11 protein-coding genes are annotated in these 21,892 nt (G+C 69.9%); 8 read left to right on the top strand and 3 right to left on the bottom strand.

Annotation, left to right across the window (positions count from 1 at the left end):
* Positions 1 to 2: 2 nt before the first annotated feature.
* Complete coding sequence (locus ACX9TP_RS41440; RefSeq protein ID WP_482976204.1) at positions 3 to 1,886, bottom strand: YCF48-related protein; 1,884 nt, start codon at positions 1,884 to 1,886, stop codon at positions 3 to 5.
* Between the two features lie 69 nt (positions 1,887 to 1,955).
* The gene (locus ACX9TP_RS41435) at positions 1,956 to 3,866 is read right to left on the bottom strand and encodes a hypothetical protein (RefSeq protein ID WP_482976203.1); all 1,911 of its coding nucleotides are present in this window, start codon (positions 3,864 to 3,866) and stop codon (positions 1,956 to 1,958) included.
* 458 nt (positions 3,867 to 4,324) lie between these two features.
* Between ACX9TP_RS41435 and ACX9TP_RS41430 the strand changes: the two genes are divergently transcribed.
* Complete coding sequence (locus ACX9TP_RS41430) at positions 4,325 to 4,555, top strand: hypothetical protein (protein WP_482976202.1); 231 nt, start codon at positions 4,325 to 4,327, stop codon at positions 4,553 to 4,555.
* Positions 4,556 to 6,042: 1,487 nt separating this feature from the next.
* On the opposite strand, the gene ACX9TP_RS41425 is transcribed toward ACX9TP_RS41430, so the two are convergent.
* Positions 6,043 to 6,387, bottom strand: coding sequence for a hypothetical protein (locus tag ACX9TP_RS41425; protein ID WP_482976201.1), 345 nt, complete (start codon positions 6,385 to 6,387; stop codon positions 6,043 to 6,045).
* 329 nt (positions 6,388 to 6,716) lie between these two features.
* On the opposite strand from ACX9TP_RS41425, the gene ACX9TP_RS41420 reads away from it, so the two are divergent.
* The 7 genes from ACX9TP_RS41420 (at position 6,717) to ACX9TP_RS41390 (ending at position 21,805) form a co-directional block, all read left to right on the top strand.
* Positions 6,717 to 13,493: an RHS repeat-associated core domain-containing protein gene (locus tag ACX9TP_RS41420; protein WP_482976200.1), complete on the top strand. Its 6,777-nt coding sequence runs from the start codon at positions 6,717 to 6,719 to the stop codon at positions 13,491 to 13,493.
* An 884-nt stretch (positions 13,494 to 14,377) separates the two neighbouring features.
* Positions 14,378 to 15,691, top strand: a complete 1,314-nt coding sequence (locus ACX9TP_RS41415) for a hypothetical protein (protein ID WP_482976199.1) — start codon at positions 14,378 to 14,380, stop codon at positions 15,689 to 15,691.
* 29 nt (positions 15,692 to 15,720) lie between these two features.
* Entirely contained in the window at positions 15,721 to 16,719 is a 999-nt protein-coding gene (locus ACX9TP_RS41410; protein WP_482976198.1) for an AAA family ATPase, read from the top strand.
* Complete coding sequence (locus ACX9TP_RS41405; RefSeq protein ID WP_482976197.1) at positions 16,712 to 18,442, top strand: hypothetical protein; 1,731 nt, start codon at positions 16,712 to 16,714, stop codon at positions 18,440 to 18,442. The genes ACX9TP_RS41410 and ACX9TP_RS41405 overlap by 8 nt, the downstream gene beginning before the upstream one ends.
* Positions 18,439 to 19,422, top strand: a complete 984-nt coding sequence (locus ACX9TP_RS41400; RefSeq protein WP_482976196.1) for an ABC transporter ATP-binding protein — start codon at positions 18,439 to 18,441, stop codon at positions 19,420 to 19,422. The genes ACX9TP_RS41405 and ACX9TP_RS41400 overlap by 4 nt, the downstream gene beginning before the upstream one ends.
* Positions 19,419 to 20,948, top strand: a complete 1,530-nt coding sequence (locus ACX9TP_RS41395; protein ID WP_482976195.1) for an ABC transporter permease — start codon at positions 19,419 to 19,421, stop codon at positions 20,946 to 20,948. The genes ACX9TP_RS41400 and ACX9TP_RS41395 overlap by 4 nt, the downstream gene beginning before the upstream one ends.
* An 8-nt stretch (positions 20,949 to 20,956) precedes the next feature.
* On the top strand, positions 20,957 to 21,805 hold the full coding sequence (locus tag ACX9TP_RS41390; RefSeq protein ID WP_482982304.1) for a DUF58 domain-containing protein: 849 nt from the start codon (positions 20,957 to 20,959) through the stop codon (positions 21,803 to 21,805).
* Positions 21,806 to 21,892 lie beyond the last annotated feature (87 nt).

Here is a 21,892-nt window from a genome sequence, read left to right as displayed (position 1 = left end):
GCTCAGCGGGGCGCGTTCTTCAGGACACGCATCGCGACGTCGTGCGCGTGGATGGCCCGCTCATAGCCCGCGGGGAAGAGATGGGGGAACTGGGTGCAGTCATACGCGCTGAGCTCCAACCTGCCTCCCTTGGCGGGGCTGGAGGGGCACGTCCACTCCATGACCACCTCGAAGCTGTTGGTGGATTGGCAGCCCGTCGATTGCTCCTCGTGCAGGATGACCTCCGCCAGCTCCCCGACGATGCGCTCTCCCTCGGCGCGAGAGAGGTTCCGGGGCTCGATGGGTGCTATCTGCTCCATTCCTCCCAGAGACCGCACTCCCGTGAGCTTCGCGCCGTCCTGGGCGAGCTCCAGCGTGAGCGTGTTCTGGGCGCCCATGAAGCAGCCCATCTGGCCGAACTGGACCTTCAGGGTGGCGGGCGTGGTGGAGCGCACGCAATCGAAGGGAGCGAGCGCGGGGCCTTCCGCCGGTGCGGACCCCGTGCCCACCGCGAAGTCGTAGATGTCCATGGCATCCGTGGTGACATCCCACCGGCTCCCGAAGAAAAGGGCGTGCGAGCGCATCAGCGTGCCGTCCGCCGCGCGAGCCAACGCCGTTCCCGTCTTCCGATACACGAGCTGCTGAACGGGCGACTTCGGGAACCGCCCCACCTTCACCCAGCTCCGGCCCGCGTCGAGGGTGGCGAGCACGTGCTCACCCGACCACCCGAGCCAGCTCTGCGCGGACCGCTTCGCGACGCCGTCCAGCGCAGTGAAGGTCCCGGTGCCCGCGCTCCGGAGCGCGCCTGCCCAGACGAGCCGGCCCGAGACATAGGTGCGCGGACCGGGCTCCCCGCGCTCCCTCGCTGCGTCCCGTCTCTCGAATGCCACCACCGCGTCATCGCCCAGGGCGACCGCGTCCTTGTTCAGGGCAGGAACCCATGTGTCCGGAGCACCACGGGCCGAGCCGACGGTGACGATGCGCTGCCCGCTCGGAGTCGTGGCGACGCGCGGACCCTCGTTCAGTTGTTCGGAGGTCAGGGGCCGGGCCTGCCAGGTCTTGCCGCCGTCGGTCGTCTGGAAGCGGCTCACCTCGCTGGCAATCCAGGCCACCTCGGGAGTGAGGCGGACGACCTGGTGGAACGTCTCGGGCGCCGCGGGTGAGTCGACCCTGGCCGCGGCGGGAGTCTTCAGGGGCCGCCAGTGCTCGCCTCCGTCATCGGTCTCGAACAGGGCGCCCGTCTCCCCCAGGACCCAGCCCCGCTCCGGGTCCACGAAGGAGAGCGAGACGCAGCGGTCCTCGGTGGCGAGGGGCGTGCGCAGCTTGCGCCAGGTCGTGCCCGAGTCATCGCTGCGATGGATGTTCCCGGTGGAGCCGCAGGCCCATGTGCGTCCGCCCACGTGCTCCAGGTCATGGACTTCATGGTTCCACACGACTTCGGGCAGCTGCACGTACTTCCAGGTGTGCCCCGCGTCCTCCGTGCGCAGCACCCCCTTGCCCAGGTTGCCCGCGATGAGCGCGATGTCGGGCGTGAGCCAGACGAAGTGCTCGAGGCGGAAATCCCTGTAGAGGCCGGCACCGTTCAGCGCGGCGGTGAGCGCCGGGTCCTCCCGCCACGAGCGGCCGGCATCCGCGCTGCGCAGGACCTCGAAGTAGGGCGCACCGCTGATGAGCGGCTTGTCCCAACGCCAGGTATTCCCCAAGGCCCACCAGTCGCCCTCCTTCCTCCAGGCGATGCTCTCGACTCGCTGGTAGCCGAGGGGCTCGACGCCCAGGTCCGCGAGGATGACCCGCTCCACCGTGCGAGGCGGTGCATTCGAGGAGGCGGGCTCGGGGCGGGTGCCGCACCCGGAGCCAGATAGCAGAAGCAGCCCGAACAGGGCGGGTAGGCACGAGGTGGGGCTCATGGTGGAACCCTCCAGGAAGACCAGCCCATCGCGGTGGCGCGCGCCGCCGTGCAGGCCCGTGTATGGCAATCAGTGGGGCGCGTTCTTCAGGGTGCGCATCGCGACCTTATGCAGGTGGAAGGCGCGCGCGTAGCTGTTGGGGAGATATCCGCTCGTCCTGTCGGGCATGGTGCAGTCATCCGCACGGAGCTCCAGCCGGCCCTCCTTGGCGGGGCTGGAGGGACAGGTCCACTCCATGACCACCACGACGTGGGTGGTGCTGCCGCAGCCCCCTGGCACTTCCTCGGGAGTCACTGCCTCCGCGAGCTCCCGGACGAAGCGCTCCGCGTCGGCGCGAGTGAGGTTCCGCGGCTCGATGGGCTCCGTCTGCATCACCCCTCCACGAGAGCGCACTCCCGTGAGCCGGGCTCCTTGCTGGGTGTGTTCCAGGGTGAGCGTGTTCTGGGCCCCGGTGATGTGGCCCTGACGGCCGAACTGGAGCTTCAAGACGGCGGGCACGGTGGAGAGCACACACTCGAAGGGGGAGCTCGGGCGGGCCTCACCAGCGGCGGGCCCGGTCTTCACCGCGAAGTCGTAGGCGTCCAGGGCATCCGTGGTGGTTTCCCATTGGCGTCCGAAGTGGAGGGCCTCGGAGCGCAGCAGCGTTCCCGCCGCCGTCTTCGCCAGCGCCGTGCCCGCCTTCAGGAACACGAGCTGCTGGAGGGGTGACTGCGGGAGGCGCCCCACCTTCACCCAGCTCCGACCCGCGTCGAAGGTGGCGACCACGTGCTCACCCGACCACCCGAGCCAGCTCTGGGGAGACCGCCTGGCGACGCCGTCCAGCGTCGTGAGGACGCCGGTGCCCGCGCTCCTGAGGGGGCCGGCCCAGGCGAGCTGGCCCGAGACGTAGGTGCGCAGACCGGACTCTCCAAGCTCCATCGCGGCGTCCCGTCGGTCGAGTGTCACCACCGCGTCATCACCCATGGCGACCGCATCCTTGTCCAGGGCGGGAACCCACGTGCCCGGAGCGCCTCGGGCTGCTCCGACGATGATGACGTGCCGCCCCTCCGGTGTCTTCGCGACGCGCAGGCCCGCGTGCTGCTCTCCAGCGGCCAGCGGCCGGGCCTGCCACGTCTGGCCTCCGTCGGTCGTCTGGAAGCGGCTCGACTCGCCGGCCATCCAGGCCACCTCGCGTGTCAGGCGGACCACCTTGTGGGGCTTCTCGGGCTTCGGGGGCAGCATGGGATGGCGTTGGACCGTCGGGAGATCGGGAGCGTTCAGGCGAGCCCAGTGCTCCCCACCGTCATTCGTCTCCCACAGGGAGCCGTTCAGCCCCAGGGCCCAGCCCCGCTCCGGGTCGAGGAAGGACATGGAGATGCACGGGGCATGGACGGAGAAGGGCGGAAGCACCAGCTCCCGCCAGCTCGCGCCCGCGTCGTCGCTGCGGTGGAGGCCTCCCGTGGAACCGCAGGCCCACGTGCGTTCACCCGCACGCGCCAGGTCATGGACCCACAGGTCCTCCGGTAGCGGCACGGACGCCCAGGTGCGCCCCGCATCCACCGTGCGCAACACCCGCGCGCCCAGGGCGCCCGCGATGACCCCGATGTCGGGCGTGTACCAGACGAAGATGTCGGGGCGGAGCTTGTCGTCGCTCACGACGCGACCGAGCGCGGCGGTGAGCTCCGGGTCTTCCCTCCACGAACGGCCCGCATCCGCGCTGCGCAGTATCTGGAAGGGAGGCGCTCCGTTGCTCGGCTTGTCCCCACGCGAGACGCCCACCACGGCCCACCAGTCCGCCTCCGTCCGGCGGGCCACGCTTGCGATCTGCCGGTAGTCGAGCTCCTTGACGCCCAGGTCGACCTGGCTCGGTTTCACGTCGCGAGGAGGCGCCTCCGCTCGAGGAGGCTCGCTCGACGCGGGGGACTCTTCGCGGGTGCGGCACCCGGGTCCTGCCAGCAGCACCAGCCCGAGCAGGGCTGGCACCCACGAGGTGGGACTCATGGTCTGAATCCTCCAGAGACGCCAGTATACGCCAACTGGAGTGGCTTCTCGCCGATGACGCCCAGACAGGAAATCTATCAAGACATGCTGAGGTGGACGCTTCCCTGGCTGCGCAACGTGGCGACCTGGTCATGGTGGCAGCGCGCGCTAGACCGTTCGGCCTATTACGAGTCACAGCTCATACACAGCCTGTACAATTGTGCCGCCTCACCTGCGAGAGAAGCTCCAGTGGCAGGGGCCCGGGTGACGCAGGGCCCGTCGCCCGTCTGCCGGGCCGGCCGCTCACGGCGGTGAAACGACTGTTCCCGGTGGGGCCGTGACGCATCATCCGGGCGTCGCTTGTGGGGAGTGGTCCGAGTGTCCGACACTCCCTCTCCTACATGGCCGCCAGCGAAGAACGCCGCTTCCAGGCATTGGTGCTCGCGCCCGTCCGGCGTGTGCAGCGGCGTCTCAATGCCGTGGCCTGGACCGAGGCCGGTGTCGCCCCGGTGTGGGCCACCGCCACCGCGTGCGTGCTCGCCCGGCTGCTGCTTCGCGGCGCCGTGGTGTGGGCCCTGCCTCTGTTGCTGGCCGCGGGCTTCGCATGGTGGTTCTGGCGCGCGCGCTCGCGTGGGGTGTCGCTGGAGTACGCCGCCGTGCTCGCGGACCGCTCGGCGAGTGCGGGCGGACTGCTGCTCACGCGCCCGTAGGGCCACGCTCGCCACCCGCCGGTAGTCGAGCTCCTGGATGCCCAGGCGCACGAGGACGGTCGGGTCCACCGTGCGAGCTGACCCATCCCACCGAGGGAGCTTGCCGCGGGTGGGGCACCCGGGTTCCGTCACCAGCAGCAGCCCGAGCAGGCCTGGTGCCCACGAGGTGAGACTCATGGTGGAACCTTCCAGAATTGCCAGTCTGCACCCGTGGGCGTTGCCGCTGTGCCAGCGCCGGTCCTTCGAGACGGCATCCGCGGTGCTTCCAGGCGGCGCTCGGGGGTATTCGCATGCAGGAGTGGAAATTGAGCTGCAATGGCAGTGTGGCTGCTGACCCGGAATTGGTTCTCCGTGAATAGGAATCGTTGAGTTCTTGACGGTGTGAAGATAGGGTCGCGCCGCCTCTGTCCTGACCTGCATCGAGCGCCAAGGGTCGATCCGCCAGACGGCATGACCTCCGCTCCAGCACAGAGTCCACACCGCATGCTCCTGCTTCGCCCGATGTATCGCTGTCTGGTTTTTGTCGTGTCTTGCGTCGTCCTTCTCCTGTGGGGAGAGGCTCGCGCCGCCTGCGTAGACGGCTCGACGCAGACCTGCTCCGCCAACGGCTGCAAGGGGACAATGACTTGCGAAGGGACGCAGTGGGGAGCTTGTCAGTTCTCGGGGGAGTCCATCCAGCCATGCTCCGTCTGCGGTCGCAGTGGCACCCGGCGCTGCACCACCGGCTCGGGTGAAGACGGCCTGGGTGGGCAGATCATCCCCAATTCCTGTTCGGCCTATCAGTCGGAGTCCTGCAACAGCTGTGACGATGATGGCGACGGACAGGTGGACGAGAACGCCGCCAACAATGGCCCGGTGACCAACGGCGCCTGTTCCAGCGAGGTGGGGTGTCCTGGAACGCGCACGTGCCGCAACGGTGCCTATCAGTGCGTCTACCAGACGGGGATTCGGCTCTCGTGTTACCGCGATTACGCGACTCCGTGCGCCAACTCCACCGCCGCGTGCCTCGCGGACGGCACCCTGGGGCCCTGCCAGCCTCCGACGCCCGGACCCGAGCAGTGCAATGGCTGTGACGACGACCACGACGGGGTCGAAGATAACAACGCCGGGCTGCCGATGGGAAGCCTGACGCGGGAGTGTCAGAGCAGCGCTGGTTCCTGTCCGGGCTCGTCGCAGACGTGCCACAGGGAGGTCCTGAGTGGCTACCCGGTCTTCTATTGGGGCGACTGCACGGCGCCCGCGGAGAGTTGCAACGGCGCCGACGACGACTGCGACGGCAGCATCGACGAGAGCGACGTCTGCCGGACGGACCAGGCCGTGTGCCAGTGTCAGCCGCGCTCGTGTGCCGAGCAGGGGAAGAACTGCGGCACCATCGATGACGGCTGCGGGTGGCCGCTCAGCTGTGGCACCTGCACAGGTGGAAATACGTGCGGAGGGGGTGGCACACCGAACGTCTGCAGCGGGGCGTGTACGCCGCTGACCCAGGCTCAGGCCTGCCAGGGACGGTGCGGCATCGTGTCCAACGGATGCACCGGAAGCCATGACTGCGGAGGCTGCACCAGCCCCCAGACGTGCGGCGGCGGAGGAACGTCGAACGTGTGCGGGTGCACGCCCGTTGCCCAGGCGACGGCGTGCTCGGGGAAGAACTGCGGCACCGTGCCCAATGGCTGTGGCGGGACGTACACGTGCGGCGGTGGCACCTGCACCAGTCCGCAGACGTGTGGTGGCGGAGGAACGCCGAACGTGTGCGGCTGCACCATCACTCCCCAGGCGACGGCGTGCGCGGGGAAGACGTGTGGCACGGTGTCCAACAACTGTGGCGGGACGTACACGTGTGGGACCTGCTCGGGCTCCAATACGTGTGGCGGCGGAGGCACTCCGTATGCCTGTGGTTGCACCCCCCTTTCCAGATTCGAGGCCTGTGGTGAGGAGCGCCAGTGCGGCACCGCCTCGAATGGATGCGGTGCGCAGCTGAGCTGCGGCACGTGTCCGACGGGGACGACCTGCAAGTTCGGGGTGTGCCAGGGCAATCCCGACGGGTTCTGATTCGCGAGGCGGATGCGCGGAGAGGCGAGGCCTCTCCGGGCGACAGGCCTTCTGACAATGGTTTGCGAGACGCGCCGGAGTCATCCGGCGTCACCGCTTGCTTCAAGGTGTTGGGATGAAACGCATTCTTTCGGTGCTGACGCTGGTGGTGTACTGCACGCAGATGGCGGTCTCCTGCGGCTATGCGCTGGACGAGCCAGGGAGGCCGGAGTCCGGGGGCGTGACGCACTCGCGCCTCACGGGCGACCAGGAGCTGCCCACGCCGCAGGACGCCGTGGTCCGGAGCGAGCTGGATGATGAGGGGCTCGTGCCCGGCGCCGTGGCGGGAGGCCTGAGCGTGACGCCGGGCGGCGCGGCGACCTACCACGTCCCGCTGTGGGTCCCCCAGGGGCGTGCCGGAGTGCAGCCATCGTTGTCGCTCGACTACAACAGCCGGGGGGGCAACGGCCTGCTGGGCATGGGCTGGAACCTCAGCGGCTTGTCGCAGGTGGTCCGGTGCAACAAGACGCTGGCCCAGGACGGAGCCCCGGCACCGGTCCAGTTCGACGATACGGATGCCTTCTGTCTGGACGGCAAGCGCCTGCTCCAGGTGGGCAGCACCGACGAGGGGGAGAAGACCTACGCCACGGAGGTGGAGGCGTTCTCACACATCGTGGCGCGGCAGGAGGACGCCTTGGGGCCCCTGTGGTTCGAGGTGCAGCTCAAGAGCGGGCTCGTGCTGGAGTACGGCCGGGAAGGCGCCTCGCGCATCGAGGGCTACCGGATGCGCTTCGAGGCGGCCTCCAGCAACCCCACGGATGCCACGGTGGTGGGAAACCACGCCGCGCAGAGCGTGCGCTACGGCTGGTCGCTGTCGCGTGTGAGGGACCGGCATGGCAACTACATGCTGGTGGAGTACGAGCTGCGCACGCACGGTGATGTCAGCTCGGGCTTCGGCTATGAGCAGCTCCCGGTGGCCATCCGCTACACCGGCTCCACCACGGACCCCTCGGTTGTGACTCCGCGCCGCGCGGTGCGGTTCTATTACCAGTCCACGGAGCGGCCCGACCGCATCGAGCGGTTCGTGTCCGGGTTCCGGATGGTCAACGTGCGGCTGCTCACGTCCATCCACATGTGGGGGCCGGGCTGGGGCACGGGGCCGCTGCGGAGCTACACCCTCACCTATCTCAACAACAGCGTCTCCGGACGGAGCCTGCTGGAGAAGGTCAAGGAGTGCGACGCCAATGGGGATTGCAAGCGCCCCACCCTCTTCACCTGGGAGCTGGGCACGCCGGGGACGGGCCGTGTGGAGCAGGTGCCACCCGTCGACCCGTATTTCCTCCGCGTGCAGGTGTCTTCCGCGCTGCCCTACATCGCGGGGAGCGCGGGCTACCCGGACGCCGAGGGTTTCGCGCCGGGACCGGACTTCTGGACATTGCAGACGCTGGACGTCAACGGCGACGGGCGCGACGACCTCATGTACCGCTTCAGCCCGCTCATCAGCGGCAAGATTCAGCCGCCCAGGTGGTATCTCCGCCTCAACACCAATGGCGAGGACTTCGGCCCGGCCATGGAGTTGCTGGCGCTGTCTCCAGCGCGCGCGGGAGACGGCGCGGATGACCTGCGCACCGTGGACCTGAACAACGACGGGAAGGTGGACGTCGTCAACCTCTCCCTGCCCGACGTGCAGTCGGGCACCAACGGCAAGTACCAGACCTTCCTGTCGAACGGGACGGGCTTCACGGAGACCCAGGCCGACGCGTTCGACTTCTGGTTCGACCAGTCGAGCCCGGTACGCGTGCCGGCCCTGCACGTCGCCGACCTGGACGGCAACGGGTTGCCGGACATGGTGCGCAGCGTGACGCAGGGCACGAGCGGAAGCCCCTTCCCGCGCGAGTGGGGCGCGCGCCTGACTCAGGTGGATGCGCAGGGAACGCCCGTCTTCCCCGTGGGACACCAGCGTACGGGCGTGGCCGCGGGGCAGGACCACGCGGGCTACGCGGTGGACGTGGACGGGGATGGAGCGACGGAGTTGCTGGTGCGCGAGTTCGACTCAGCCACGGCGGATGACTACTCCCGCTTCCTCGTGGCGCTGGGGCGCACGGCGTCGGGGGCGATTGGCAAGAAGCTCACCACGACGCTCACCACGCAGCCAGTCCCCAACAGCACCTACCTCGACTTCATCTACCGGCAGCACTGGTTCATGGACATCAACGGGGACGGGCTGCCCGACTCGGTCAGCGCCAAGCGGCAGCCCCAGGCGCATGACAGGGGAAACATCGAAATCTCCATCAACACCGGCAATGGCTTCGCGCCGCCGGTGACGCAGGTGCTGCCGGCCGGGGCGGAGGTGAGCTTCTCGCGCCTGGACCCGCGGCACCGTCTCACCGACGTGGGTGTGCGGGTGGTGGACTTCAACATGGATGGCAAGCAGGACCTGCTGCTGACGGACGGCGGCTACGGCGTGGGCCTGCGCAACACGCACGTGGTGCTGCAGTCGACGGGCACGGGCTTCACGGTGCGTCCGCTGAGCATCCCGGTGGGACAGACCACCGGCCGCGGCAATGTCATCAGCGTCAGCACCGAGGACTCCTCGAAGACGTCGCTGAAGGGCTCGGGCTGGGGGATGAAGTTCACCCAGCTCCTGGATGCCAACGGAGACGGGCTGACGGACGTCATCCAGATGGAGCAGGGGGAGCTGGTGCTCTACGTGCGCACCTCCTACAAGCCGGACATGTTGAAGAAGGTGGAGGATGGCCTCCAGAACCAGGTGAAGGTTGCGTACGAGTCCGTCACGCACCGCAGTCGCTCCGCGGAGGCATCCTTCCATACGCCGGCAACCTGCACCTGGCCGCAGTCCTGCAACATGCGGGGGCAGTGGTTGGTGTGGCGCCACATCGAGAGCGGCTCGGGCATCCCCGGGGGCGGGGACCGGGACTTCAGGTACAGCTATGAAGGCGGCCGGACGGACCTGCGAGGCCGCGGGTGGCTGGGATTCGCGAAGCGGACGGTGGAGGACGTGGCCGCCTCCCAGGAGACCACCTCGCTGTATCGCAATGACAAGCTCACCCAGGGCTTCTACCTGGAGGCGCACCGGCCCTGGGAGGTGACGACGAAGGTGGAACTGGAGCCGGGGAATGTCGACTCCTTCCGGCGCACCTCCGAATTCGCGTCCCGCCCCACGGCCGGAGGCAGGGGCATCTTTCCGTACGTGTCGAAGGTGACCGAGACGGAGGTGGGCGGGGCCTACGGAACCCTGCGCTACCAGGAGTCGACGAACCAGTACGACACGTACGGCAACCTCACGCTGCACGAGGAGGTGGCGCAGGACGGCACCCGCCTGGTGACGTCCACCACCTATGAGAACCACCCCACGCCGGGAGACCACCTGCTGGGCCTGCAGCGCCGGCAGACGGTGACGAGCACGACGCCCGCGGGGCTGTCCGTCACCCGGACGACGGAGCTCCAGTACTGCGACGGTGCCTCGTGCCAGCCGGCTTCGAATCTGCCGCGTCGGCTCATCGTGGAGCCGGATTCGGTGTCACCCGAGCGCGAGGACGTCTGGCTGGAGTCGGTCTTCACCTACAACGGGTTGGGGCTGCCGACGCAGGTGGTGAGCACGGACGCCGCGGGACGCCAGCGCCGGACGGAGCTCCACTACGACGCCTACGAGCGGCTGCTGGTGGCGGCGCGCATTGCCCATCCCACGGATGACCCGAATGGCCCCGTCCTCCGCACGGACTATGCCTACCAGCGGGGCATGGGAGTCGTGGCGGTGCAACAGAACCACAATGGCTTGCAGACGCGCTGGTATTACGATGCGTTCGGTCGCCCGCGGGCCGAAGATGGCCCGCACAAGGGGGATGCCACCCTCAGCTATTCGTCGGAGGACGGGCGACCCCTCGTCACCTCGCGCGAGGTCGATATCTCGACCTGCGGGGGGAATGCCTATGGACTGAACTTCGCCACCTGTACGCCCAACGGCATCGAGTCGCAGGTACGCCATGACTCGCTGGGCCGTGAGTCGGTGCGCCGCACGCGGGGCTTCAACGGCGAGTGGATGGTGACGGATACGGAGTACGACGCGCTGGGGCGGGTGAAGCAGGTGTCCATGCCGCACACGGTGCTGGGACCGGTGCTCTACAGGCGCTTCGAGTACGACAAGCGGGGGCGGCTGCGTTTCGTCCACAACCCGGATGGCACGTTCCAGGAGAAGAAGCATCAGGGGCTGAAGACGCTCCGCTGGGACGAGAAGCGCAATGAGGGCTACACGGTGGAGGACGCGCTCGGGCGGGTGGTGCAGAGCGCGGACGTCATCTCCACGGGCACACTGGTCACCCAGTATGGGTACGGGCCGTTCGGGCTCCCTCGCACCGTGACGGATGCGTCGGGCAACCAGACCGTCCTGGAGTACGACAGGCTGGGCCGGCGCACGCTGCTCCATGACCCGGACTCGGGCATCCACCGGACCGCGTACACCGCGTTCAGTGACGTGCGGTGGCAGACGGACGGGAATGGAAACACCGTCACCCGCACGTATGACGCCTTGGGGCGCAACCTCACGGAAACCAACCAACCGGCGGCGACGGGCAGCCCCGCGCAGGTGACGACGCTTGTCTGGGACACAGCGCCCAACGGGCTGGGGGCGCTGCACACGGCCACGTCGCCGGACGGCGTCGTGCAGACGTACGAGTACGACACGCTGAGCCGCCCCGTGCACGAGCGGTGGAGCATCCAGGGGCAGGAGTACCGGCTGAGCCGCGCCTACGACGCGCAGGGGCGTCTGCAGACGGTGGGGTACCCGGAAGTGGCGGGGCGCGCGAGGATGGGCCTGCTCTACAACTACACCGGCCATGGCGACGTGCAGTCGGTGCAGAACATCAACACGGGCCAAACGTACTGGACGGCGACGTCCCGCAACGCGTCCGGCCTGTTGACGGCGGAGACCTTCGGCAACGGCGTGACGACGACGCGGCGGTACGACGCGCTCAACCAGCTGCGCTTCGTCGAGACGTCGGGGCCGGCGGGGGACGTGCAGAAGCTGGCGTATGACTACGAGGCCAATGGCAACCTGCGCAGCCGGGTGGACCGGCTGGGGCAGGTGACGGAGGACTTCCAATACGACGGCGTGGACCGGCTGACGCAGTGGAAGGTGAGCAAGGGCTGCAACAGCGCGGTGTTCGCGTACAACTATGACGCGCTTGGCAACCTGAAGTACCGCTCGTCCAAGCTGGGCAATACGAGCAGCGCTCCCTTTGAGGAAGTTACGTACGGGTACGGGGACGGGCCGGCGGGGCCGCACGCGGTGACGAGCGTGGGGGCGGACCACTACGCGTACGACGGCAACGGCAACCTCAACCGGCGCCAGCTGGGGACGGGCGGGCTGCGGGAGCTGGAGTACACCTACTTCAACCTGCCGAAGAAGGTGACGGAGGGGACCCGGCAGTGGACCTTCGGGTACGACGCTGGCCACCTGCGGACCTTCAAGCAGTCCAATGACGGCTCTCGCACGGTGTACGTGGGCGGCCTGTACGAGAAGCGCACGCAGCCGGATGGGAAGGTTTCGCACATCTTCTACGTGGCGGGGCCGGAGCAGGTGGTGGCGCAGGTGGAGTGGACGGACGTTCCGACGCCGGGCGCGGAGACCGTCGCCTACCTGCACATGGACCACCTGGGCTCGGTGGAGTCGGTGACGGCCAATGGTGGCCTGGTGGTGGCGCACCATAAGTACGACCCCTTCGGCCTGCGCAAGAATCCCACCAACCCGGCGCTCCCCTTCACCGGGAGCGCGGCGAGTCTGCGCCTGGGCTTCACGGGCCACGAGGAGGACGACGAGCTGGGGCTCATCAACATGAAGGGCCGGATGTATGACCCGAAGCTGGGTCGCTTCATGAGCCCGGACCCGGTCGTCCAGGCCCCCTTCTTCGGGCAGTCCCTCAACCGCTACAGCTACGTCCTCAACAATCCCCTCACGTTCACGGACCCCACCGGCTTCCAGGCCGAAGAGTCTATGTCCTATCCCATCATGGGGTTGCGGCAGGTCTACGAGCCGCGGGTGACGGAGATTGAATTCACGGATGACATCATCGAGGGGACGAGCCCTGAGCCCGAGTTCATCGAGCCCCCCGCCGAATTCTGGCAGTCCGGCCCGGGAATGGGAGTGGAGCCCGTCGTCGGGGCGGCGGATCCGAATGGCAGCCGCGTCTCCGGATTGGAGGCAGCAGTCTACGGCGTGAATGGACTGCTCGCTGGCGTTGCCATCGGAATGGGGTCGGCGTATGCCCTCGGAGCCTTGGGCGCTCTGTGCCCACCTTGCGCGTTGGCAGCGGGGGTGGGGTTGCTGGCCTACGGCGTCTACCAACTCGCGAACGGAGGCGCGCAGTCGCTCTGGGACAGTGGCGAGCGCATCGTCCAGGGACGCGGGACAGCGGACGACTACTTCGGGGTTGGAGCCGTCGTCGGCGGCGTGGCCAGTGGGAGGTTCCTCGCGAAGCCGGCGAGCCTGACGGGGCAGGCGCATGGGCTTCGGTTGTCGGCTGCTGTCCGAGCGGCCACAGTGCAGGGCCCGCAACGAGCCGCCAGTGCGGAGCAGTTGGCGCTGCGCCTGGAGCGAATGGGATTCCAGGCCGGGCAGGAGGGACAGTATACGGATCCTGAGGTTGTGCTCGAGTATGCTGCGGCCATGGAGCGCGGGACCTGGAATTGGGGGGTTCGCGGGCCAGGCCCTGGGGGACGCTCTCTGGAGCCGATTATTGTTTCAGGCGACGGTGTCCTCATGAATGGACATCATCGCGTCATTGCCGCAGCGCTTACCGAGACGCCCATTCCCCCGTCTGCAGTTGTCAATACCGGGCAGACGACCGGTTGGAGCTTTCCGTGGTATGAAGCAATTCCTACAGGGCTCTTTCAATAGAGGGGTTCATGGGAGTGGAATGTTTTGGCGTGAAGTTGAGCCCTGGTGTGGGTGGTTTGTCAGGGCAACAGGCCCTTGCCACGATAACGGGCCTTGCCCCATCGGGAGTGGGTCAGGTCGGCTGGCCACACTACGAGCTTCTAACCGCCTCAGGTTACGTTGAGTTCGAGCTCAGGCCCGGTGGGGATGTGTCGTGCCAGATTGCCCTGTGTCAGCCGGACGAACTCGATGACGTTTTCTTTGATGTTGTCATCAGCTTGATGGGGAGAATGAAGGCATCGTTGCTTGTCCCGGGAAAGGTGGAAGCCCGCCTCTCTCATCAATCTCCGGCGCCGGAGGTGCTGGATGTGTTGCGCCAAGGGGTAGGAATAAAGCGGGAACGATGGCGGGCTGTATTTGGCGACAGGCGGGTGCAGGCGACGTGTGGCGAGGCGCTCAAGCTGCTCACTGGCACTGGTAGCTAGCTGTCCGGGGAAATGCAGTAACTGCCAGCTGTCCGGATTGATGCTTCGTATCGGGATGGGGCAGAAGCCGAGGCCCGGAAGAGCTGGTTCGCGGCGGTGTGGCGACCGCCCACGGTGGGTCCGCGACGCATCAGCCGGGCGTCGCTTGTGGGGAGTGGTCCGAGTGTCCGACACTGCCTCTCCTACATGGCTGCCAGCGAAGAACGCCGCTTCCAGGCATTGGTGCTCGCGCCCGTCCGGCGTGTGCAACGGCGTCTCAATGCCGTGGCCTGGACCGAGGCCGGTGTCGCCCCGGTGTGGGCCACCGCCACCGCGTGCGTGCTCGCCCGGCTGCTCCTTCGCGGCGCCGTGGTGTGGGCCCTGCCTCCACTATTGGCCGCGAGTTTGGCGTGGTGGTTCTGGCGGGCTCGCTCACGTGGCGTGTCGCTGGAGCATGCCGCCGTGCTCGCGGACCGCTCGGCGAATGCGGGTGGACTGCTGCTCACGCGCCTGGAGCGGCCCGTCGGTGAGTGGGAGCTCACCGTCAACCAGCTCGCCAGTTCGGTGAAGACTCCGGAGGTGCAGTGGCGCAAGCCGGTGGGCGCGTTGCTGGGCGCGCTGCTCTTCACTGTCGTGGGCTTCATGCTGCCGCTGCCCGCGCCTCGCGTCCGTCCCGCCAATGCCGCCGCAGCAGCGAAGGTGGCCGCCGTGCAGGCCCAGGCGGAGGCCCTCGCGAAGGAGGAGGTGCTGGACGAGGCCGTGCAGGACGAGCTGCGCCGGCTCGCCGAGGAGGTCGCCGAGGGCCGCTTCGACTCCGGTGACTGGGAGGCCGCCGACGCCATGGAGAAGCGGCTCGCGGAGAAGGCCGCCGAGGCCGCCGCCGAGCTGTCCCGCGCCTCCGAGGCCGCGCGCGAGCTGGAAGACGCCCTGGGCGCCGCCGGAAGCGCCGAGGCCACCTCCCGCGAGCGCGAGGAATTGGAGCGCGCGCTGATGGAGCTGAGCGGTGCAGACCCCAGCGCCCCGCAGGACGGCAGCGAGGGCACGGAGCAGGCCCAGGGCGACACCGGTGCGCAGGGACAGCCACAGTCCGGCGACTCCCAGCAGCAGGGACAGCAGGCCCAGGCGCAGCAGGGGCAACAGGGGCAGGGCCAGCAGGGGCAACAAGGTCAGCAAGGCCAACAGGGCCAGCAGTCCGCCGCCTCGCGGGCCCGCTCGCAGGCGTCGGGCTCGCCGGACCAGATTGCCAACCTCCGTCAGTCCCTGGAGCGGCGCCGCCAGGCGCTGGAGAACCGCTTCGACCCGCAGAAGAACAACGGCTCCGAGGCCCAGGCCCAGCAGCGCTCCGGGCAGGGCCAGCAGGGGCAGTCCGGCCGGGGCCGCCGTCCGGGGCGCGAGGCCTCCGGTGAGGGCGAGGGCTCCGAGGGACAGGGCGCTCAGGGACACGCGAGCCGGGGCGTGGGCAAGGGCGCCAGCGCGGGGCGCGGGGGCGAGAGTCAGCCGCTCGTCTACGGAGACCAGGCGCAGATGGACCCGGAGCGGCTCGCCTTCGAGCCGCTGCCGCAGGGCAAGGGCGGTAACGAGGCCGAGGAGTTGTGGGGCCTCCAGGCCGCGGAGCCGTTGCGGCACGCGGGGCCGGCGGGAGCGGGGGGAGCGCAGGGCACCAGTGCCCGGGGCGATGCGACGGCGGGGCCCGGTGCGGCGCCGCTGCTGCCTCGCAACCGCGACCTGGTGAAGCGGTACTTTGGGGGCGAGTAATCGGGGAGTCGTCCAGAAGGGGAGAACACGTGGCAGCGGAGCTTCTCAGTCCCGTCGAGGCGCAGGGTGCGGCGGAGGTGGCGGCGCGGCTCAAGGACGCGCTCAACACCGTGATGCTCGATCAGGAGTCCGTCGTCGAGCAGGTGGTGGTGGCGGTGCTCGCGCGCGGGCACGTGCTGCTGGAGGGCCTGCCCGGCCTCGGCAAGACGGAGTTGTGCAAGGCGCTGGCGCGGCTGCTCTCGCTTCCCTTCCGCCGCATCCAGTTCACCCCGGACCTGCTCCCCGGCGACATCACCGGCACCTACGTGCTGGAGGGCGAGGGCCGCCGCGACTTCGTCTTCCGCGAGGGCCCGCTCTTCGCCAGCCTCGTCCTCGCGGACGAAATCAACCGCTCCAGCCCCAAGACGCAGTCCGCGCTGCTGGAGGCCATGCAGGAGCGCAGCGTGACGGTGCTCGGGCAGACGCGCTCCCTGCCCGACCCGTTCTTCGTGCTGGCCACGCAGAACCCCATCGAGCTGGAGGGCACCTACCCGCTGCCCGAGGCGCAGCTGGACCGCTTCCTCTTCCGCATCCAGGTGCCTCCCGTGGGCGCGAAGACGCTGCGCACGCTGCTCACCACGCGCGTGCGTGGCACCCCACCGGAGCTGTCCCCGGTGCTCGACGCGAGCGGCCTGTCGCGCCTGTTCACCGCGGTGGACCGCGTCCACCTGCCCGGCCCCGTGGCGGACTTCATCGGCCGGCTGGTGGAGGCCAGCGACCCGCGCCAGGCCTCCGCGCCGGACGCGGTGCGCCGCTTCGTGCGCTATGGCGCCAGCCCTCGCGCGGCGCTCGCGCTCGCCGCCTCCGGGCGGGCCCTGGCGCTGCTGCGCGGCCGTCCCAACGTGGGCTTCGATGACGTGGTGGCCACCGCGTCCGCCGCCCTCAACCACCGCCTCGTGCTCGCGTACGAGGCGTCGCTGGAGAAGGTCTCGGCTCCGGACGTGGTGCGCGCCCTCCTGCAGGCGGTGCCCGAGGTGCCTCGTGGCTAGCACCCTGACGGCCGCGGTGCTGCTCGTGCTGCTCGGCTCCCTGCCCGCCGTGGCGGACGAGGAGCGCGTGCGCGCGGGCTACCGGAATGCCTCGGGCAAGAGCGAGGTCCTCCAGGAGGGCCACCTGCGCACCTCCATCCGCACCGGGGTGCTGAAGCCTCCGCGTGGCTACACGCCGGTAGAGGTGGTGCTGCAGAACACCGGCCCCGTCCCGCTCCGGGCGCGGCTGTCGTTCGAGGGGCACTACGGCACGGGCTCGCGCATCTCGGAGCGCACGGTGGAGGTGGGGCCCCGCGCGCGCGTCGTCACGTGGCTGCCCGTGCCCGCGGTGCTGCAGGCGGGCAACCTCACGGTGGACGTGCCCGGGCTGGAGAGGATGGTCCAACCCATGTACCTGGACGACTCGGGGGAGGGGGCCGCGCTGGTGCTGGGGACGGTGAAGGACTTCGAGATGGACCTCCACCTGCAGGAGACGCAGGCGGAGCAGGAGCCCCTCTTCGCCGCCCGCTTCCTCGAGGAGCGCGAGGCGCCCCGCGAGCTGTCCTCGTACGTGGGCTACCCGACGGTCGTCGTCGCCATGGACGCCACCCGGCTGCCCGCGGACGTGTGGGCCGTGCTGGAGACGTACGCCGCCACCGGAGGCCGGCTCGTCATCACGCGCCCGTCACGCGACGTGCTCGAGCGCCTGCCGCTGCTGCCCGAGAATGGCAGCGCCGAGGAGTCCCCGTATGGCTTCGGCCGCGTGTGTCTGGGCTCGCGGTCCGGAGTCTCCGCTCTGGGAATGGTGCTCGAGCCCTCCGAGGACGACACCGCCCTGGGGATGGTGAATCCCGTGGGCCCGCCGCCGCGCTGGGAGCGGGGCAGCGCGCTCCGCAATGGCACCGCGCCGCTGCTGGAGAGCGCGCGTGCGCCGGTGGGCCGCTTCCTCTTCCTCATCTTCGCCTTCGCGCTGGCGGTGGGCCCGGGCGGGCTGATGCTGGCGCGGCGCCGGGGGCCGGTGTCCGTGCTCGTGGCGGTGCCGCTGATATCCCTCGTCACGTGCCTGGCCCTCGTCTCGTGGTCGGTGCTGGTGGACGGCTTCGCGGTGCACTCCGCGCGCTACAGCCTCACCTGGCTGGACGGTGAGCGCTCCCGCGCGGTGACGCTGGGCGTGGGCGCCTGGTACGCCAACCTGGACCAGGGCGTGGTGAAGCTGCCCGGCTCCAGCACGCTGCTTCCTCCCGGTGACGCGGAGGAGCCGCCCGCGGACCTGGACTGGACGGAGGGGCTGACGGTGACGGACGGCTTCCTCTCGCCGCGCACCTACCGCGAGTGGGGCGAGGTCGCCGTGCTGCCCACGCGCGCGCGCCTGGTGCTGCGGCAGGAGGGCGACGCGCTGCGGGTGCAGAACGCCCTGGGGGCGGCCATCGAGGAAGGCTACGTGCGGCGGGGCAGCGCGACGTACCGGCTGCCCCGGCTGGAGGACGGAGCGGAGGCGGCGCTGCAGGGGCCCGTGCCCGAGAGCGAGCTGCCCCATCCGACGGAGGTGCTGATGGACCAGATGGGCTCCGCGCTGTTCGACCGGCTCCTCACGAACAAGGGCGCCTTCCGCGCGGACCTGCCCGAGGGCGGCTTCGTCGTGCGCACCGGGGGGCCGGGCATGGCCCCCACGTCTTCGATGAAGGTGGAGCTGGAGGCCGGCATGCACGTGGTGCGCGGCCAGGTGCAGGAGGTGCGGCCATGAGCCTGCTGGAGGTGAAGGGACTGCGGCGCGACTTCGGCACGCTGCGCGCGGTGGACGAGGTGTCCTTCAAGCTGGAGGCCGGGAGCATCCTGGGCTTCATCGGCCCCAACGGCGCGGGGAAGAGCACCACGCTGCGCATCCTCGCCACGCTGGACGTGCCCACCGCCGGCGAGGTGCTGCTGGACGGGCACTCGCTGGTGGACGCGCCGGACAGGGCCCGGCCGCTCATCGGCTACATGCCGGACCGGTACGGCACCTATGACGACGTCACCGTCTTCGAGTTCCTCGACTTCTTCGCGCGCGCCTACGGGCTGAAGGGCCCGCAGCGCAAGCAGCGGGTGGACTCCGTCATGGCCTTCGCCGGCCTCACCCCGCTGGCGGACAAGCTCACCACCGCGCTGTCCAAGGGCATGCGGCAGCGCGTGGCGCTCGGGCGCACGCTGCTGCATGACCCGCGGCTCCTGCTGCTGGACGAGCCGGCGGACGGGCTGGACCCGCGCGCCCGCATCGAGCTGCGCGAGCTGCTGCGCGCGCTGGCGGACCAGGGCAAGGCGGTCATCATCTCCAGCCACATCCTCACGGAGCTGGCGGAAATCTGTGACACGTGCGCCATCATCGAGCAGGGGCGCCTGCTGGCCACGGGCAAGGTGGAGGACATCCTCCAGCAGGGCGGCGGCCATGCCGTGTCCCCGGAGCTGACGGTGCGGCTCGCGACGGGCGCGGAGGGCGAGGCCCTGTGGGAGCGCGCGGAGCGACTGCTGCTGGAGCAGCCCCGGGTGGCGCGGGTGGCGCGCGAGGGTGAGGCGCTGCGCGTGCGGCTGGAGCTGGAGGCGGGCGCCGGGCCCGCGCAGGCGGACGCGGCGGCGGCGGTGCTGCTGGCGGCGCTGGTGTCCGCGGGCCTGCCGGTGTGCGCGTTCAACGCCCGGGAGCGGAACCTCGAGGATGCGTTCATGACGGTGACGAAGGGGAGGGTGGCGTGAGCACGCCCGTGGACACGGCCGCGAGCGCGGCACCGGAAGCGGCGGCGCCCGTGGCGGGAGGCGCGGCGGCGAGCATGGCGCCGTGGTGGGAGCGGTGGGGCGACAGGCTCAACCCGCTGGTGGTGAAGGAGGTCCGCCAGGGCCTGCGCACGCGCATCTTCTGGGCGTGCTTCGGGCTGATGCTGCTGGCGTGCATGGTGCTGTCGCTCATCGCCTACGTGGAAGTCCGCGAGGCGGCCTTCGCGCGCCATGGCCGGGGCTTCTTCTTCGGCTTCTTCTTCTGCCTGGGCGTGGTGCACTTCTTCGTCATCCCCTACAACGCGTACCGCTCCCTGGCGCGCGAGCGGGAGGACGAGACGTGGGTGCTGCTGGTGCTCACCGGCCTGGGGCCTCGCCGGATTCTGCGCGGCAAGGTGGCGTCGTACCTGGTGCAGGCGGGGCTGTATGCGTCGGCGGTGGGGCCCTTCCTCCTCTTCAGCTACTTCCTCAATGGCATCGCCCTGCCCACCATCCTCATCATCCTGGCGCTGGGGGCGGCGTGGCTCGTCTTCCTCACGGTGGTGGGCGTGTGCGCGGCGACGCTGGCGGATGGACGGCTGGGACGCGCCTTCATCCACTTCGCGCTGCTGGCCGCGCTGGCCACCGCGCTGGTGCAGGGGCTGGTGGCCGCGTTCGTGATGAGCGACGAGGGAGACCGGCTGCTGCGCGATGACGACTTCGTCTACGCGGCGGGCATCTCGCTGCTGCTGATGCTCACGGACGGGTGGCTGCTCTTCGAGGCCGCCGCGGCGCGGCTGTCGCTGCCGACGGAGGACTACACGCGCGGGCCGCGCCGGGCGCTGCTGGTGCAGGTGCTGCTGGGCATGCTCGGCGGCGTGGCGGTGTGGTGGGCGGAGGGGTTCGAGCACACCGTCGCGGAGGTGTTCGGCATCATTGGCGCGCTGCACCTGATTGCGGTGGGGCTGTTCGTGACCACGGATGCGGACGGCCAGGCGCGGCCGCTGCGCGCGCTCACCCGGCCGTGGTCGCTGCTGCGGCCCGGCGCGCTGCGGGGCTTCCGGATGGTGGTGCTGCTCCTGGCGGCCTGGTGCGTGTGGTTCCTGGGGCTGGAGGTGCTGTCCGCGGACATGCCGATGCGCGGGGAGGCGCTGCGGATGGCGACGGTGGCGACGCCCGCCTACGGCATCCTCTTCCTGTCGGTGGCGGTGCTGCTGGGGCGGATGTCCCGCTCGGACCGGCTGTCCTCGCCCGCGGCGGTGCGGCTGCTCTTCGTGGCGTCGGCGGGCCTGGCCTCCGCGCTGCCTCCGCTGGCGGCGGTGCTGATGGAGCTGGAAGGGGATGACGGGCTCATCAACCTGCTCAACCCGGTGGTGGGCATCGTCAACTTCGGCGTGTATGACTACGCGATGTCGGGCCCGAAGATGACCTGGACGCTGCTGGGCTTCGTGGTGGGCGTGGCGGTGCTGGCCGCGTTCGCCGCGGACCGGGTGCTCGCCGAGCGCGAGAGACGGGCCCACGCCTCGTGAGCGCGAGGATGGACGAGGCGGCCGTCGCGCGGCTGGTGCCGGGGCTGGGGCTGGCGCTGCCGCGCGTGCCCCACCGGGGCCGGGTGGGCGAGGTGCGCGCCACGTCCGCCGGAAGCTCGCTGGAGCTGCACGACTTCCGCGCGTACCAGCCGGGGGATGACCTGCGGCAGGTGGACTGGAATGCGGTGGCCCGCACCGGGGAGCTCATCCTCCGCATCCGCCAGGACGAGGTGTCTCCTCGCGTGGAGGTGGTGCTGGACGGCTCGCGCTCCATGGCGCTGTCCCCGCGCAAGGCAGCGTGTGCGCGCGAGGTGGCGCTGCTCACGGCGGAGGTGGCGGCGCGGCACGGCCTGTCACCCACGTTGATGGTGGCGGGAGCGCGGCCGGAGCGGGCGCAGGGGAATGCGTGCCGGGCGGCGCTCCAGGCGGCGGAGTTCGACGCGCGGGATGACTTGTCGGCGTCGCTGGGGCGGCTGCCCCCGCTGCGCCCGTGCGGGCTGCGGGTGGTGGTGAGCGACTTCCTCTTCGAGGCGGACCTGCCGGCGCTGTGCTCGCGGCTGTCCCGGGGGGCGTCGGGGTTGTTCCTGGCGCAGGTGCTGGACGCGGAGGACCTGGACCCGTCGGGCGGCGAGGGCGCGCGGCTGGTGGACGCGGAGAGCGGCGCGGCGCTGGAGGAGTTGCTGACGGACGACGTGCTGGCCGCGTACTCGCGCCGGTTCGCGGAGCACCAGCGTGGGTTGCGGGCCGCGGCCATGCGGGCGCGCGGGACGCTGGTGACGGCTCCGGCGTCGGAGTCGCTCGCGGCGCTGGTGGCCGGGCCGCTGCGGCCCCTGTTCGTGGCGGGAGGTGGAGCGTGAGCTTCGGCTTTCCGTGGGCGCGTCGGGTGGCAGGCCCATCGCGGCGTCGGTGTAGCGCGGGAGGTGGAGCGTGAGCTTCGGCTTTCC

This window comes from Pyxidicoccus sp. M15 (genome assembly GCF_056858435.1).
Note: the sequence above shows the minus strand (reverse complement) of the source record. Positions and strands in the feature narration are given on the sequence as shown.

Bases quoted from the DNA above. Each gene is read 5' to 3' on its own strand.
- ACX9TP_RS41390 (WP_482982304.1), top strand. From the start codon at position 20,957: ATGGACGAGGCGGCCGTCGCGCGGCTGGTGCCGGGGCTGGGGCTGGCG.
- ACX9TP_RS41400 (WP_482976196.1), top strand. From the start codon at position 18,439: ATGAGCCTGCTGGAGGTGAAGGGACTGCGGCGCGACTTCGGCACGCTG.
- ACX9TP_RS41440 (WP_482976204.1), bottom strand. From the start codon at position 1,886: ATGAGCCCCACCTCGTGCCTACCCGCCCTGTTCGGGCTGCTTCTGCTA.
- ACX9TP_RS41420 (WP_482976200.1), top strand. From the start codon at position 6,717: ATGAAACGCATTCTTTCGGTGCTGACGCTGGTGGTGTACTGCACGCAG.
- ACX9TP_RS41435 (WP_482976203.1), bottom strand. From the start codon at position 3,866: ATGAGTCCCACCTCGTGGGTGCCAGCCCTGCTCGGGCTGGTGCTGCTG.